Genomic DNA, 15,130 nt, shown 5'->3' on the forward strand with positions numbered 1-15,130 from the left:
GCGTGCGGTGTGCCGATCGTGCGGGTTTTGTTGCGGGGGTTGTTTTATGGCTATCGATGCACTCGTTCTTCCTCTTCTCAACGTGCCCTTATTTCAGGGCCTGAAGCCGCTGCAGCTCACCGAGATCGCGCGGCGCGCGGATCGCATCGTGTACAAGCCGGGTGACGTGATCGTCACGGCGCACGCGGAAACAGATGCGGCCGTGCTCGTCGTTTCGGGCGAGGCGGTGCGCACAGAAGGCCCGGGGCTCGAAGCCGGCAGCGGGGAGGCTATTCCCGCAGGTGCGCTCATCTCGGAAATGACGATGCTGATCGAGACCGAGTGCACGTCGACCGTGGTGGCGAAGACGCCTGTGCGAGCGCTGCGTATCACGCGTTCGGAAATGCTCGCGCACATGACGGCCGATCCTACGCTGGCCGATCATTTCATCGAGAAGATCTCGGGGCGGCTCTCCTCGTTCGTCGAGGGGCTCAGGGACATCGACCGCTCGCTCGCGGAGATCAGCGGCACTCCTGTGCTGGCCGCAGCGGATGCGGCCGCCTCTCAAGCGGCGAGTGCAGTCGCGCTTCATTGAGCGGCGTGAAGGTCGCTCTCGCCTCGAACATGTCTCGTGCGGCTGGATCCCGATCTTCATCGGGATGACGCTCAAATAAGGCGGGCAGACTGGCTATGCGTCAACGTCATCCCGGCGTCGTGACGAAGTCGCGCTTCGCACGAGCGGCCGGGATCCAGATACGTTTGGTGTGAGCCTTGCGGTGCGCGCGCTCCAGGTTTTTGCTCGCCTGCTTATGAAGCGGCATCCACCGTGCGGATAAATCCCTTAGCGAACGCGGCGCGGGTTCATGTAGAGATCGGCTTCCTGGCGATCGAGCTCCGGCTTGATCTTGCCTGCGAGCATACCCTTGTAGAGCCGCTTCATGTGACGGCGGCAGTCGCCGTTGAAGACCATCATCGCGCCGAACAGCTTCATCACTGTCATGATGCGCTTGTCCGTGCCCGTGCGCAGGCGGCCTTTCCACTTGCCGCCGATGGAAAACACCTTGCCGTCGATGTAGCCGATGGTGCTGCCGGTCTGATCGATCAGCGAATAGTCGCCGCCCAGATTGATGAAATCGCGCTTCAACCGGTAGAATTCGGGCTTGCCCTTGTTGTCGATGATGAAGAACGAGAAGTTCTCCGGCATGAACGGCCACTTGTTGGCCGAGCGCTCCAGATAGATGATGTAGTTATCGTCATCGGTGTTGATCGAATAGGTCATTACCGGCAGGCCACGAGCGCCGATGGTCTGCTGAAGCGAGCGCCCGATCATGAGATCCATGGTGGCGCGCCAGTTGAGGTTCTCGGTGAAGAGCTTGAAGACGAGGCGCTTGTCCATGCCCTGCGCCTTCTTCCAAAGCTCCTCGCGGTAGCCGAAGAGGCCGGTGCGCTCGCCGTTCTCGATGATCTCTCCGAAGATATCCATGTCGGAGGTGAACTGGCGGGACTTCGCGCGGTTGCGCGTGCGCTTGTAAAGACCGAACTCCGTGAAGTTGAGATCGGTAATCCAGATGTCGACCAGGAAGCGGTCCCAGCCGTCGGACACCTTTTTCGTAGGCTTCTTTTTCGCCGTGTTGCGCGTCCGCTCCTCGGCAGCCGCTTGCTTCGCGGCTTCGGCGCGTGCGTCGCGCGCGGCATCGGCGGCCGCGGCGTCTGCGCTGGCGTCGGCCACCTTGAGGGCGGATGCTGTCATGCCGGGTCTCCTTCGTTGAAGCGAATCACGTACTTCGCAAAAGGCTAGCACTCGCGGCCGTCTAAGGCCGACGGCGGCGTGGAAAAGCGACGGCAAAAGCTGTGGGTAGCCACGGAATAGGGGGCCTAGCGTGCTCCGAAAATGGCCGAGCCGACGCGGACATAGGTGGCGCCGAAGCTCGCGGCCGTTTCGAAATCGCTGCTCATGCCCATGCTGAGCTCGGGAAGCCCGAGGTCGCCCGCGAGCTTCGCGAGGAACGCGAAGTGCACGGCGGCTTCCTCCTCAACCGGAGGGATGCACATGAGGCCGGAGATCTCGAGGCCGAGATCGCGCCGGCAATGGGCGAGGAAGGCGGCCGTCTCTTTTGGAACGATGCCCGCCTTCTGCGGCTCCTCTCCCGTGTTCACCTCGATGAAGAGCTTCAGGCGCTTGCCCTGGCGCTGCTGCTCGTCCGCAATGGCTTTGGCGATCTTTGGCCGGTCGATGGTGTGGATGGCGTCGAACAGCTCCACGGCCTCACGCGTCTTATTGGACTGGAGGGGACCGATGAGGTGCAGCTCGAGATCGGCGTAGAGCGCGCGCAGCTCCGGCCATTTGGCCTTGGCTTCCTGCACGCGGTTTTCGCCGAACAGGCGTTGGCCCGCTTCCAGCACCGGGAGGATTGCGTCCCGGCCGAAAGTTTTCGAGACCGCGATGAGGTGGACGGAGGCCGGGTCGCGGCCAGCCTCGCGGGCGGCGGCGTCAAGGCGGGCTTTCACGCCGGCGAGAGCAGCGGCAGGGGAGTGAGTGTCGGTCATGGTGCCTTCGCGGGATAAGGCTCGAACGCATGATCGTCCGAGCCTAGGAGCTTCATGTACTTGCGGTGGATGAAGAGCTTGTCGCGGCCGACCTTCTCCTCGTGGAGCACGCCGATTGCGGCGAGCTGTTTCAAGTATCGGGACGCCGCAACGCGCTTGGCGACGCCGCGATCCACGAGGTGACCGATGCGCGTGTACGGCTGCGCGAAGATCGTCTGGATCAGCTCCCACGAATAGATGCTGCTGGCATTGGCGCTCACATAAGCCGCCGTATCCGTCATCAGGTCGCGGATGGCGCGGATGCGCATGTTGGTCCATCTCGCTGTGGTCTCGACCGCGGTGAGCATGTAGAGCACCCACGGTTCCCATTCGCCGCGCTGGGTCACGCCTTGCAGCAAGGCGTAGTATTGCCCTTTGGTGCGCACGATATGGCGGCTGAGATAGAGCGTCGGAATGTCGAGCAGTCCGGCCTGGAGCAACACCAGGATGTTCAGGATGCGGCCGGTGCGGCCATTGCCGTCGATGAAGGGGTGAATGGCCTCGAACTGGTAGTGCAGCACGGCCATGCGCACGAGCGGATCGATGTCGTCGGCGGTGTTCGCATACTGCTCCCAGTTGGCGAGCAGCGCGCGCAGCGTGTCAACGCCTTCCGGCGGTGTGTAGATGACCTCTCCGGTGAACGAGTTGCGAAGCGTCGTGCCCGGCGTTGCACGCACGTCGAGGTCAACGCCCTTGATGTGGCTGCATATCTCGATTGCCGTGCGCGCGGTGAGGGGCCGCGATTTCAAAGATTCGGCGCCATGGTAGATCGCCGCGCGATAGCGCAACGCCTCCTTGGCGGCGAGGTCGTTGCCGTCGTCGGCGTGACTGGCTTCGCGGAACAGGGCGTCGTTGGTGGTGACGATGTTCTCGATCTCGGAGCTGTCCTTGGCTTCGAGCAGGGGGATCGTGTTGATCAGCACCGACTGATCGGGGATGTCGCGTCCGGCGAGACGAAGCTCGGCCACGGCGATGCGCGCAGGCATCGTGGCCTTCAGAATCTGTTTGGAGTCGAGCTCGAATGCCGGCGGCAGCCTGGGCAGGTCGTTGAAGGGCTTGCTCGGATCGATGGGGATGCCCGGCGGCGGCCAGCCTGAGTATTTGGGTCCAAGGTCTTCCATCACGCGGCCTCTCGGTGTGGCGTGTGTTTTTGCGGTTTATGTTCACGAAGTCATAGTTCGTGAACATATGGGAGGGGATATGCGCATTCGAGGACCTTATCAAGGCTTATATGTTCGCGTAATGAGAATTTGTGAACATATTTGGCGGGACAGGTCTATCAAACGAACACGTTTAGCCGGATATGTATACAAAAAGTATGTTGGTGAACATATGAGGCCAGATGTGTTCACGAGATGGACGCATCCGGCGGGACGTGTTCGCCGGGCCGCCAAATAGGCGCATGTCCAAACCACAAGCGCGCGCAACCGCTTCCTTGACCCGGCCCCCCCTTTCGGGCTGAGTACGCGCCATTCTTAACGCCCCGCGAGTTTACCCTTCCATGGCAACCGAACGTTACAACGCGCCCGCACGAGAGAAGCATTGGCAGAAGGTCTGGGAGGAGGGCGAGATTTTTCGCGCGTCCGACGACCGTTCGCAGCCCAAATGCTATGTGCTCGAGATGTTCCCCTATCCGTCGGGGCGCATCCACATGGGGCATGTGCGCAACTATGCGATGGGCGACGTGGTGGCGCGCTTCAAGCGGGCCAAGGGCTTCAACGTGCTGCATCCGATGGGATGGGACGCCTTCGGCATGCCGGCCGAGAACGCCGCCATCGAGCGCAAGACGCATCCGGCGACGTGGACCTATGCCAATATCGAGACGATGAAGACCCAGCTCAAGTCCATGGGTCTCTCGCTCGACTGGAGCCGCGAGATCGCGACCTGCAGCCCGGAGTACTATGCTCAACAGCAGAGGCTGTTCCTCGACCTCTACAAGAAGGGGCTCGCCTACCGGAAGTCGTCGAAGGTCAACTGGGACCCGGTCGATCATACGGTGCTCGCCAACGAGCAGGTGATTGACGGCCGCGGCTGGCGCTCGGGCGCGCTCGTCGAGCAGCGCGAGCTGACACAGTGGTTTTTCAAGATCACCCAGTATTCGGACGAGCTGCTCGAAGCGCTCGGAACGCTCGACAAGTGGCCGGAAAAGGTGCGCCTCATGCAGGCCAACTGGATCGGCCGCTCCGAGGGCATGCTGGTGCGCTGGGCGCTGGACACGGCGACGGCGCCCAAGGGGCATTCGGAGCTCGAAATCTATACGACCCGGCCGGACACGCTGTTCGGCGCGTCGTTCATGGCGATCGCCCCTGACCATCCGCTGGCGCGGGCCGCGGCCGAGACCAATCCGGAGCTCGCCGCCTTCTCCGACGAGTGCCGGCGCATGGGCACGTCCGTTGCTGATCTCGAAACGGCGGACAAGCGCGGCTTCGATACCGGCATCCGCGCGGTGCATCCGTTCGATCCGGACTGGACGATCCCGGTCTACGTGGCGAACTTCATTCTGATGGACTACGGCACGGGCGCGATCTTCGGCTGCCCCGCGGGCGATCAGCGCGACCTCGATTTCGCACGCGCCTACAATCTGCCGGTGATCCCCGTGATCCTGCCGCCGGGCGCGAAGGCCGAAGGCTTCACGGTTGGCGAGACGGCCGTCGACGGCGACGGCACGATGATCAACTCGCGCTTCCTCGATGGGCTCTCGACGGAGGCGGCGTTCGAGGAGGCGGCGAAGCGGCTCGAAGGCGCGACGCTCGGCGGAAAGCCTACCGGCCAGCGCAAGGTGAACTACAGGCTTCGTGACTGGGGCATCTCGCGGCAGCGCTATTGGGGGTGTCCGATCCCGGTCGTCCATTGCGACGACTGCGGCATCGTTCCGGTTCCTGCAAAGGATCTGCCGGTGAGGCTGCCGGACGACGCCACCTTCGACAAGCCCGGTAACCCGCTCGACCGGCATCCGACGTGGAAGCACGTGCCGTGCCCGAAGTGCGCCAAGCCCGCGCGGCGCGAGACGGACACCATGGACACGTTCGTCGACAGCTCCTGGTATTTCGTGCGCTTCACGGCGCCCCATGCGGACGTGCCTGTGGACACGGACGCCGCAAACTACTGGCTGCCGGTCGATCAATACATTGGTGGCATCGAGCACGCGATCCTGCATCTTCTCTATTCACGCTTCTTCTATCGAGCGATCTCGGATGCGGGGCACGGGTCCAAGAACCTGCGCGAGCCGTTCGCCGCGCTGTTCACCCAGGGCATGGTGACCCACGAAACCTACAAGTCCCAGACCGGCGCCTGGCTCTTGCCGAGCGAGATCCGTTTCGAAGGGGAAGGCGAGGGGCGGAGCGCGGTAGAGCTGGCCACGGGCAAGCCCGCGGTGATCGGCTCCATCGAGAAGATGTCGAAGTCCAAGAAGAACCTGGTCGACCCCGATGACATCATCGAGGGGTGGGGTGCGGACTGCGCCCGCTGGTTCATGCTGTCGGACAGTCCGCCCGAGCGCGATGTGGTGTGGACCGAAGCCGGCATCCAGGGCGCGGGCCGTTTCATCCAGCGCGCCTGGCGCGTGGTGGACGATCTGGCCGAGAAGGCGGCTCCGCGCGGGACCGCGAAGCCCGAGACGCTCTCTCCCGATGCGCTGGCGCTGCGGCGCGCGGCCCACAAGGCGGCCCATTCCGTGGCGCAGAGCATCGAAGCGCTGCGCTTCAACGTTGCCGTCGCCCAGATCTATGAGTTTACCAACATCTTGTCTGCATCTCTCGCCAAGTTCGGTGCAGGCGGAAAGATCAGCGAAGATTTTGCATGGGTGTTCCGGGAAGCCGGCGAACTATTTATCCAGATGATCGGCCCGATGATGCCACACCTGGGCGAAGAATGCTGGGCGCGGCTTGGATACAACACTTTGCTGGCCAATCAGCCCTGGCCCGCGGTCGAGGCGGCGTTGCTCGTTGACGATAAGATCACCATTGCCGTACAGGTGAATGGCAAGCGTCGCGACGAGCTTCTGATCGCCCGTGACGCTGCGGAAGACGAGGTCAAAGCGGCTGCGCTCGCGCTCGAACCCGTGGTGCGGGCTCTCGAGGGGCGGTCGCCCAAGAAGATCATCGTCGTGCCGCAAAGGATTGTGAATGTCGTTGCCTAGGGCGTCTGACGCCCCGGGTCTTTGAGTGGAGCCATGATCTCCTTATTCGGGCCGGTTCGGTTCGAGGCGGTCATGGCTAGGGGCAGGCGGGACTCTGGCAGGCGGGATTATGCGTTCGAGCGTTGAAAACCGGAACGCTAAGGGCGGTGCTGTCAGCTGGCGCGCGGTTTCGCGGCTGGTGTTCGCTGCCGTCGTGGTTACGCCCCTTCTCGCAGCTTGTGGCAACGGCGGCTTCCGTCCGCTCTACGGCTCGACGTCGCTCGGCGGCGCGGCTGCCGACGCGAGGCTCGCCAAAGTTTCCGTTTCCACCATTCCGGGCCGCGTAGGCCAGCAGATCCGCAACGAGCTGATCTTCCAGGCGACTGGCGGCGGCGGCGAGGTGCAGAACCCCGAGTTCAAGCTCGATGTTGCGATCCGCGAAAGCGTGACCTCCACTCTCGTCCTTATCGACGGTGACTCGAGCGGGCAGGTCTACAGCATCGAAGCCAAGTTCCAGCTCGTCCGGATCTCCGACAAGTCGGTGGTGCTCTCCGGCACGAGCTACGGCCGCGCCAGCTTCGAGCGCAACAAGTCGATCTTCTCCAACGTACGCGCGCGCGAGGATGCCGAGAACCGCGCCGCCAAGGTTGTGGGCGAAGACCTCAAGTCGCGCCTCTCGGCGCATCTCGCCGGCGCCTAGCGCTTCCTCTCATGAGATCCAATTGGTGGCGCAGCCGCGCTCTCTCGCGTATGAGAGCGGAATTGCTCATGTCAGAAGATCGGTTTTCGAGGCGCTCTCCATGGTTGCGGTGAAGGCGCATCAGGCTCAGGCGTTTCTCGCCTCTCCGGATCCCAAGATCCGCGCGGTGCTGTTCTTCGGCTCGGATGCGGGCCTCGTGAGCGAGCGGGCGCAGGTGCTGGCGAAGGCCGCCGCGCGACGCTTCGATCCTCCCGGCGAATTGCTTCGTCTCGACGATGCAGACCTCGACTCCGATCCGGACCGGCTGGTGGTGGAACTCGGGACGGTGCCCATGTTCGGCGGACCCAAGATCATTCGCACGACGGCGAGCCGGCGCGTGAACGCGGCCGCACTCAAGCCTCTGGTCGAAGGCGGAGCACTCGAAGGCGTGCTGATCGTCGAGGCCGGCAATCTCAAGCCCGAGGATTCCCTGCGCGCGCTCTTCGAGAAGGCGCCGTCGGCGGCGGCGATCGCGTGCTACGCCGATGCGGCGCAGGATCTCGATGCGCTGATCCGCGAAATGGTGCGGGAGGCTGGCATCACGATCTCATCCGATGCGCGTCAGGCGCTGGTGGAGCGGCTCGGGGCGGACCGGGCCCTCTCGCGCGGCGAGATCGAGAAGCTGCTGCTCTACGTCGATGGCGGAGCGGAGATCAGTGTCGACGATGTGGAAGCAGTCGTCGGCGATGTGTCGGAGCTGGCGCTCGAGCGGATCACCTTCGCCGCCGCGTCCGGGCAGGTTGCGCGCGCGCTGGTAGAATGCGGGCGCGCCGTCTCCTCGGGCGAGAGCCCGCAATCGATCATTGCCGCGACACAGCGGCATTTCCAGAAGTTGCATCGCGTGCGGAGTGCTCTCGACCGGGGCACCTCGATGGAGGATGCGCTGCGTCAGATGCGCCCGCCCCTGCATTTCAAGCAGAAGGACGCCTTTGCCGCGCAATGCCGCCTTTGGACCGGGCCTCGCTTGTCGGATGCGCTGTCGCGCATTTCGGCGGCCGCCAAATCCGCCCGCCTTGCGGGGTCGCTCGAGGAGGCGTTCTCTGAACGGCTGGTCCTGGGGCTCGCCATGATGGTGCGGGACGGCGCCGGACAGGGACGAGCCCGTCAAACTTGAGCACGCGCGTTGCGCGCCGGGTCGCAAAGCCTATAGTGCGCGTTTTTTCGGATACTCGGGGGAGAGACGTTATGCCTGGCACGCAATTCGATGTGGTCGCGATCGGCAATGCGATCGTCGATATCATCGGCCGCTGCGACGACAGCTTCCTCGACCGGCATGGGGCGCCCAAGGGTCATATGCGGCTCGTGGAGCCGGAGACGATCGGGAAGATCTACGAGACCATGGGACCGGCGATCGAAATCTCGGGCGGTTCGGCGGCGAACACCGTGGTCGGCGTGGCCTCGTTCGGCGGGCGCTCGGCGTTCATCGGTAAGGTGGCCGAGGACGAGTTTGGCCGCATCTTCCGCCACGACATTCGCGCCTCCGGCGTGAGCTTCAACACGCCCGCGGTGGTCGATACGGGCCGGGCAACCTCGCGCTCGCTCATCCTCGTCACGCCCGACGGGCAGCGCACGATGAACACGTTCCTCGGCATCAGCACCGATCTCGATCAGGGCGAGGTGGACCCCGAGGTCATCAAGGCTGCGTCCATCGTCTATCTCGAGGGCTATCTGTTCGATCGCGACGAGGCCAAGGCGGCCTTCCGGCAGGCCGTGGAGATCGCGAACGGCGCAGGTCGGCGCGTGGCGCTCACGCTCTCGGATTCGTTCTGCGTCGACCGTCACCGGGCAGAGTTCCTGGCCCTCATCCGTTCCGGCATCGGCATCCTGTTCGCCAACGAGAGCGAGATCCTCTCGCTCTATGAGACGTCGGACTTCGACGAGGCCGTGAAGCACGTGGCGCGCGATACCAAGCTCGCGGTGCTGACGCGCAGCGAGAAGGGCTCGGTCATCGTGTCAGATGGCACGCCGATCCTGGTCCCGGCCGAGCCGGTGAAAAAGGTGATCGATACAACGGGTGCGGGCGATCTCTATGCCGCGGGTTTCCTCTATGGTCTCGCGCGCGGGTACGAGCTGCCGATGGCGGGTAAGCTCGGCAGTTTCGCGGCGGCCGAGATCATTGGGCAGATGGGCGCGCGGCCGGAGGTGAAGCTCGCGCATCTTGGGCGGATGCGGGGGCTGATTGGCTGAGGCGCGAGCGGGACGGAGTGCCGGGGGTTTTCGCGGTGCCGAGACTTACCCGGTTTGTTCCGCAGACATACAAGTCGAGGATTCATTTTCGCAACAATTATCAGCCCGACACGACTTCTTATTGGTTCTGCTTAATTTTCTCCTTGGCAAATCAGGGAGAAATTCTTCAAGATTCCCTCCATCGAATCGTGGATGGATGGATCGCCCGCATGCCTTCCGACTATGCCCGTCGCGGCCGGCCAAGAGGCAGCGGCCTCGATGACCGTGTCCAGCTTCGGCGTATCGTCGAGCTGCTGGAGGCGGACCCGAATCTGAGGCCGACGACCGCTATCAAGGCTATCGGCGTCTCCGATCCTTCGACCATCCGTCGTCTCAGGGACAAGCTCAAATTGTCAGACATTCAAGGTGGCGCTTCGAACGGCGGCGAACGGGAATCTCCCGTGGTCCATCGCCCGGCCGAGCTTTTGGAAGCCCACTCCTCGCATTCGCCGGTTTCGGTTCGCCGGCCGGCGGCTTTGGGCACCGGGGCACTCGCGGAGGCCATTCCGGCCGCAAGCCCCGATGCCCATCCGTCCTGGGTTACGCAATGGTGTGCGTTGGGCCTCTCCGCGGTGTCGTCCACCGTCGAAGCGCAGATGGCCCTCATGGAGGACCTGCTTCGGGTTCCTCACGTCGAGTCCATGTTACGTCAGCAACTGGTGTTCAACGAAGTCGCGAAAGCGTTCTGTCTCATGAGTTCGGACGTCCGATCTACTCTTCACTGATCATTGCCTAGAACCAACACTACCCTTGGCCGCACCCCAAAGCGGCCTTTTTTCATGCCTGCTTCCGAGCGTGAGGGTCAGCCTTCGGCCCAGTCCGCCAGGCGGTCGAGGAAGGCGAGGCAGCGCTCGATCTCGGAGATCGCGATCCACTCGTCGGCCGTGTGAGCCTGGGCGATGTCGCCGGGGCCGCAGACGACGGAGGGAACCTTGGCGCCCTGGAACAGCCCCGCCTCTGTGGCGTAGGAGACGGCGCGCGTCTCGTTCTGTCCCGCAAGCTTGAGCGCGAGCGCGACGACCTCGGACTCGGTGTCGGCGGCGAAGGGGGGAACGCGGTTCGACTGGCGAATGACGATGTTGGCTTCCGGAGCGAGACGGCGCATCTCCGGCAGGCACTCCTTCTCGGCAAACGCGACGATACGCTTCTCGATGCCATCGACATCGAGGCCGGGCATGGCGCGCACCTCGAAGCCGAAGCGGCAGGTGGCGGGCACGATGTTCGAGGCGATGCCGCCTGTGATCTCCGTCACCTGCAAGGTGGGATAAGGCGGCACGTAACGCGTATCGGGCGGGAGCGCCATCAGCTCCTTCTCGATCGCACCTAGCTCGCCGATGAGGCGTCCCGCGACGGAGATGGCGTTGACGCCGAGGTGCGCCATGCTCGAGTGCGCGGCGCGGCCGGTGATCTCCACGGCCCAGCGGACGGGGCCTTTGTGGCCATCGACCACATCCATTGAGGTCGGCTCGCCCACGATCACGGCGCGCGGCTTCGTGAGGCGATCCCCTAGCTCTGCGATCATCGGACGGACGCCGGTGCAGCCCACCTCCTCGTCGTAAGAAAAGACGATGTGGAGCGGCACCTTCAGCTTGCGGCGCTTGAAGTCCGGCACCATCGCCAGCACGCAGGCGAGGAAGCCTTTCATGTCGGCGGTGCCCCGCCCGTAGAGCCGGCCGTTCTCCTGGCGCACGGTGAAGGGATCGCTGGTCCAGGCTGCGGGATCGGCGGGAACCACGTCGGTGTGGCCCGAGAGGCCGATGCCAGCCACACCCTCGGGGCCGACGGTCGCGAACAGGGAGGCTTTCTCGCCGTCCTCGGTCGGCACCAGATGCGAGGTGACGCCGTGCCCGGCGAGATAGCTCTCGACGAAGGCGATCAGGGCGCGGTTCGATTTGTGGCTGGTGGTGTCGAAAGCCACGAGGCGCGTGGTGAGATCGATGGCGGAGGAAAGAGGCGCGGCGATTGGCATGGGGGAGCGTCAGGTTGCGGTGTTATCGGGGTGGCGAGGACGGGCAGGGTCAGTTGACGCTGCGCGTCGCGTAGGGGCTGTCGAGCGAAAAGGCGGGAATGGCCACGTCGAACAGGCGTCCGTTTTCGTCGGTCATCTGGTAGCTGCCGACCATGATGCCGGACGGCGTCGAAAGCGGGCAGCCGGAGGAATACGTGAAGGACTGGCCCGGCGGAATGACGGGCGTCTGCCCGACGACGCCGGGGCCGCGCACCTCGTCCGTCTTGCCGCGCGCATCGGTGATGCGCCAGATGCGGCTCTTGAGCTGCACCGTGTGTGCGCTCTCGTTGGCGATCTCGATCGTGTAGACCCAGAAGAAGTAGCTCTCGTCGGGTGTCGACTGATCGTCCGAATATTCGGGCGTGACGCGGACGCGGATGCCGTGCGTCACCTGCTCGTATGGGGTCTCATCGGTCACAAGACGGGTCCGCCTTTTGTTTGGCTGAGCTTTACCATGGCAGGCGGCGTTTGCGTCAACGAGTTTAGGCGCGCGCGCCGGAGCGCGGCCGGCGTCATCGAGCCGGTGCCGCGTTCCTGTTTGTCTGACGCCCCCCTCAGCCTCCGCGTGCAGCTTTCACGGCCTGATCGAGGTCTGCCAGCAGATCCTGCTCGTTCTCGAGGCCGACCGAGAGACGCAGCATGCCGTCGGTGATGCCGAGTTCGGCACGCGCCTCCGGGCCGATGCGGTAGTGGGTGGTGGTCGGCGGGTGGGTGATGATGCTCTTGGCGTCGCCCAGGTTGTTCGAAATTTTGATGATTTTCAGTGCGTTCTGAAGGCGGAACGCGGCTTCCTTGCCGCCTTCCACCTCGAACGCGATCATCTGTCCGCCGCCCGTCATCTGTTTCTTGGCGAGGGCGGCCTGGGGATGGTCGTCGCGGCCGCAGTAGATCACGCGGCTCACGCCTTTCGTTCCGGCGAGCTGATCGGCGATCACGGCAGCCGAGCTGCTCTGCGCCTTGACGCGCAACGGGAGCGTTTCCAGGCCCTTGAGCATCACCCAGGCGTTGAAGGGGCTCAAAGACGGGCCGGTCTGGCGGATGAAGTCCTGCAGGTGGTCGGTCAGGAACTTGTTCGAGCAGAGCACCGCGCCGCCGAGGCAGCGGCCCTGCCCGTCGATGTGCTTGGTCGCCGAGTAGACGACGACATCGGCACCGTGGGCGAGGGGGCGCTGCAGCATCGGGGTGGCGAAGACATTGTCGACCACGGTCGTGACCCCGGCCTTGCGGGCGATGGTGGAGACCGCCTCGATGTCCACGAGGTCGAGCGTGGGGTTGGCGGGCGTCTCGAAGAAGAAGGCCTTGGTGTTGGGGCGCAGCGCCGCCTTCCAGGCTTCGATGTCGCGTCCGTCGATCAGGGTCGCGGCGATGCCGAAGCGCGGGCACAGGGTCTCGACGATGTAGCGGCAGGAGCCGAACATGGCGCGGGCGGCAACCACGTGGTCGCCGGCTTTGAGGAACGAGAGCAGGCCCGCGGTGACGGCGGCCATGCCGGTGGCGGTGGCGCGGGCGACCTCGGCGCCTTCGAGCAGGCGGATGCGCTCCTCGAACATGGCGACCGTGGGGTTGCCGAAGCGCGAATACTGGAAGCCGGGGTCTTCGTTCTTGAAGCGGGCCTCGGCCTGCTCGGCAGAGGCATAGACGAAGCCCTGCGTGAGGAAGAGGGCTTCGGACGTTTCACCGAACTGCGAGCGGAGCACGCCGCCGTGAACGAGTTGCGTTTCGGGGCTCCAGCTCTCGGGATCGGCGGTGATCGGCGTCTTCTTGTTTGCCATGGGAGTGTCCTTCGCGCGCGGCGGGCGTTGCACCCGCTCGATTGGAGGCCGATGACGGCGCGCCGATCCGATTGGCCCGGCACGATCACGGCCATGAAAAAACCCGGCTATCCTCCCCGCTGCCATGAGCCAGGGCGGACCTCAAGCCGGGTCTCGCGCATGGGCCCTCTTTAGCGAGTTGTTTAACGTGGCTGCAAGCCGGCCGGCCAAATCACCACGATCCGCCCGTAAGCACAGGCTTGGCGGGCGGATTTGAGCGGGATTAGACCCTCCGGGCTCTTGGCGTCAAGGGGCGCTTCGTCTAGAGCGTGCAGGGACAGGAGTTAACCCGATGCCGCAAGATCCGAAAATCGCCGAGCCGGAGCCGGATTTTCCGCTTGGGGCGGCCGTGTCCGACGGCATCTTTCCGGTGCAGACCATCCGGGCGCTGATCTCGGCGGGCGGTCTCACGGCGGCGCAGCCGTTCGAGACCGGCCAGATTCAGCCCGCCAGCGTGGACCTGCGGCTCGGGCCGCGCGCCTATCGCGTGCGGGCGAGCTTCCTGCCGGGGCCGGGCGGGGTGGTCGCGGACAAGCTTTCCGATCTCAAGCTGCACGAGTTCGACATCGAGAATGGCGCGGTGCTCGAGACGGGGTGCGTCTATGTGGTGCCGCTGCTCGAAAGTCTCGCGTTGCCGGAGAGCATTGCCGCTTCTGCCAATCCGAAAAGCTCGACGGGCCGCCTCGACGTGTTCACGCGCGTGATCGCGGATGGGGTCTCCGCGTTCGACCTCATTCCGGCGGGATACAAGGGGCCGCTCTACGCCGAGATCTGTCCGCAGACGTTTCCTATTGTGGTGCGCAAGGGCTCGAAGCTCACGCAGCTTCGCTTCCGTCATGGCGATCCGCGCGAGACGGACGAAGGGCTTCAGCGGCTGCACGCGGCGGAGACGCTGGTCTCAGGCGCGCGCGCCGACATTCACGACGGCATCGCGCTCTCGGTGGATCTTGCGGGCGACCGCGACGGGCTCGTCGGCTACCGGGCCAAGCGGCATACGGGCGTGGTGGATGTGGACGCGCCTGGGGCCTGCGCGATCGCGGATTATTGGGAGCCGGTGCGCGCCGACAGTCAGCGCCGCCTGATCCTCGATCCGGACCAGTTCTACATTCTGGCTTCGAAGGAGGCCGTGCACATTCCTCCCACCCACGCGGCCGAGATGATGCCGTTCAATCCGCTGGTCGGCGAGTTCCGCGTGCACTATGCGGGCTTCATGGACCCGGGCTTCGGCCATTCGGCGGCGGGCGGCAGCGGCTCGCGCGTGGTGCTGGAAGTGCGCTCGCATACGGTGCCGTTCATTCTGGAGGACGGGCAGATCATCGGGCGGCTCGTCTACGAGCGGATGATGGCGCTTCCGGAAACGCTCTACGGCCGCGATCTGGGGAGCCACTACCAGGCGCAGGGGCTGAAGCTCTCCAAGCATTTCAAGTAGAGTGCATTGCGTTCGCACCCGCGTCTCCGGTTCGGAGGCGATGCGGAGATGCGGCTGGATCCCGGCCGTCGTCCGGGCGGAGCACGACGTCTCCCCGACGCGGAGCATCGCTCTGTTATGATGCCGGGATACGTTCGTGGAAGAGATGCGCTTTTCTCCACGGTGTCTGGATCCCGGCCTCCGCCGGGATGACGTTTGTTTTGTGGGAACCCGGCAGCCCAAACTCACCGTCACC

General features: G+C 64.5%; 13 protein-coding genes and 1 riboswitch. Of the genes, 7 read left to right on the plus strand and 6 right to left on the minus strand.

Annotation, left to right across the window (positions count from 1 at the left end):
- Nucleotides 1-46 precede the first annotated feature (46 nt).
- A complete protein-coding gene (locus F812_RS0110180) occupies nt 47-574 on the plus strand; it encodes a Crp/Fnr family transcriptional regulator (RefSeq protein ID WP_020085871.1) in 528 nt (175 codons plus the stop codon).
- Between the two features lie 246 nt (nt 575-820).
- Here F812_RS0110180 and F812_RS0110190 read toward each other — a convergent pair whose 3' ends face one another.
- The 3 genes from F812_RS0110190 to fic form a co-directional block, all read right to left on the minus strand.
- Entirely contained in the window at nt 821-1,729 is a 909-nt protein-coding gene (locus F812_RS0110190; protein WP_020085873.1) for a hypothetical protein, read from the minus strand.
- Nucleotides 1,730-1,854: 125 nt separating this feature from the next.
- Nucleotides 1,855-2,526: a YggS family pyridoxal phosphate-dependent enzyme gene (locus F812_RS0110195; RefSeq protein WP_020085874.1), complete on the minus strand. Its 672-nt coding sequence runs from the start codon at nt 2,524-2,526 to the stop codon at nt 1,855-1,857.
- Nucleotides 2,523-3,686 carry a protein adenylyltransferase Fic gene (gene fic, locus F812_RS0110200; RefSeq protein ID WP_020085875.1) on the minus strand — a complete coding sequence of 388 codons (1,164 nt, stop codon included), beginning with the start codon at nt 3,684-3,686 and terminating at the stop codon, nt 2,523-2,525. The genes F812_RS0110195 and fic overlap by 4 nt, the downstream gene beginning before the upstream one ends.
- Before the next feature lie 380 nt (nt 3,687-4,066).
- Here fic and leuS point away from each other — a divergent pair, with 380 nt between their 5' ends.
- The 5 genes from leuS (at nt 4,067) to F812_RS25440 (ending at nt 10,372) form a co-directional block, all read left to right on the plus strand.
- On the plus strand, nt 4,067-6,703 hold the full coding sequence (leuS, locus tag F812_RS0110205; RefSeq protein WP_020085876.1) for a leucine--tRNA ligase: 2,637 nt from the start codon (nt 4,067-4,069) through the stop codon (nt 6,701-6,703).
- Between the two features lie 109 nt (nt 6,704-6,812).
- Nucleotides 6,813-7,382 carry an LPS assembly lipoprotein LptE gene (gene lptE / locus F812_RS0110210; protein WP_020085877.1) on the plus strand — a complete coding sequence of 190 codons (570 nt, stop codon included), beginning with the start codon at nt 6,813-6,815 and terminating at the stop codon, nt 7,380-7,382.
- A gap of 100 nt (nt 7,383-7,482) precedes the next feature.
- Complete coding sequence (gene holA / locus F812_RS0110215) at nt 7,483-8,535, plus strand: DNA polymerase III subunit delta (RefSeq protein WP_051113811.1); 1,053 nt, start codon at nt 7,483-7,485, stop codon at nt 8,533-8,535.
- Nucleotides 8,536-8,606: 71 nt separating this feature from the next.
- Nucleotides 8,607-9,608: an adenosine kinase gene (locus F812_RS0110220; protein ID WP_020085879.1), complete on the plus strand. Its 1,002-nt coding sequence runs from the start codon at nt 8,607-8,609 to the stop codon at nt 9,606-9,608.
- Nucleotides 9,609-9,643: 35 nt separating this feature from the next.
- On the plus strand, nt 9,644-10,372 hold the full coding sequence (locus F812_RS25440) for a hypothetical protein (RefSeq protein WP_156827355.1): 729 nt from the start codon (nt 9,644-9,646) through the stop codon (nt 10,370-10,372).
- Nucleotides 10,373-10,449: 77 nt separating this feature from the next.
- Here F812_RS25440 and argE read toward each other — a convergent pair whose 3' ends face one another.
- From argE to F812_RS0110240, 3 genes are all read right to left on the minus strand, one after another.
- Complete coding sequence (gene argE, locus F812_RS0110230) at nt 10,450-11,616, minus strand: acetylornithine deacetylase (protein WP_020085881.1); 1,167 nt, start codon at nt 11,614-11,616, stop codon at nt 10,450-10,452.
- 49 nt (nt 11,617-11,665) lie between these two features.
- Nucleotides 11,666-12,073, minus strand: a complete 408-nt coding sequence (gene apaG, locus F812_RS0110235; protein ID WP_020665374.1) for a Co2+/Mg2+ efflux protein ApaG — start codon at nt 12,071-12,073, stop codon at nt 11,666-11,668.
- Nucleotides 12,074-12,209: 136 nt separating this feature from the next.
- Entirely contained in the window at nt 12,210-13,427 is a 1,218-nt protein-coding gene (locus F812_RS0110240; protein WP_020085883.1) for an O-succinylhomoserine sulfhydrylase, read from the minus strand.
- A gap of 149 nt (nt 13,428-13,576) precedes the next feature.
- Nucleotides 13,577-13,655, minus strand: a riboswitch (SAM riboswitch).
- 103 nt (nt 13,656-13,758) lie between these two features.
- Between F812_RS0110240 and F812_RS0110245 the strand changes: the two genes are divergently transcribed.
- Nucleotides 13,759-14,895: a 2'-deoxycytidine 5'-triphosphate deaminase gene (locus F812_RS0110245; protein ID WP_020085884.1), complete on the plus strand. Its 1,137-nt coding sequence runs from the start codon at nt 13,759-13,761 to the stop codon at nt 14,893-14,895.
- Nucleotides 14,896-15,130: the final 235 nt, after the last annotated feature.

This window comes from Hyphomicrobium zavarzinii ATCC 27496 (assembly GCF_000383415.1).
GTDB classification, from domain to species: Bacteria; Pseudomonadota; Alphaproteobacteria; order Rhizobiales; family Hyphomicrobiaceae; genus Hyphomicrobium_C; species Hyphomicrobium_C zavarzinii.

Coding starts and splice junctions, on each gene's coding strand:
- F812_RS0110180 (WP_020085871.1), top strand. CDS start 47: ATGGCTATCGATGCACTCGTTCTTCCTCTTCTCAACGTGCCCTTATTT.
- F812_RS0110190 (WP_020085873.1), bottom strand. CDS start 1,729: ATGACAGCATCCGCCCTCAAGGTGGCCGACGCCAGCGCAGACGCCGCG.
- F812_RS0110195 (WP_020085874.1), bottom strand. CDS start 2,526: ATGACCGACACTCACTCCCCTGCCGCTGCTCTCGCCGGCGTGAAAGCC.
- fic (WP_020085875.1), bottom strand. CDS start 3,686: ATGGAAGACCTTGGACCCAAATACTCAGGCTGGCCGCCGCCGGGCATC.
- leuS (WP_020085876.1), top strand. CDS start 4,067: ATGGCAACCGAACGTTACAACGCGCCCGCACGAGAGAAGCATTGGCAG.
- lptE (WP_020085877.1), top strand. CDS start 6,813: ATGCGTTCGAGCGTTGAAAACCGGAACGCTAAGGGCGGTGCTGTCAGC.
- holA (WP_051113811.1), top strand. CDS start 7,483: ATGGTTGCGGTGAAGGCGCATCAGGCTCAGGCGTTTCTCGCCTCTCCG.
- F812_RS0110220 (WP_020085879.1), top strand. CDS start 8,607: ATGCCTGGCACGCAATTCGATGTGGTCGCGATCGGCAATGCGATCGTC.
- argE (WP_020085881.1), bottom strand. CDS start 11,616: ATGCCAATCGCCGCGCCTCTTTCCTCCGCCATCGATCTCACCACGCGC.
- F812_RS0110240 (WP_020085883.1), bottom strand. CDS start 13,427: ATGGCAAACAAGAAGACGCCGATCACCGCCGATCCCGAGAGCTGGAGC.
- F812_RS0110245 (WP_020085884.1), top strand. CDS start 13,759: ATGCCGCAAGATCCGAAAATCGCCGAGCCGGAGCCGGATTTTCCGCTT.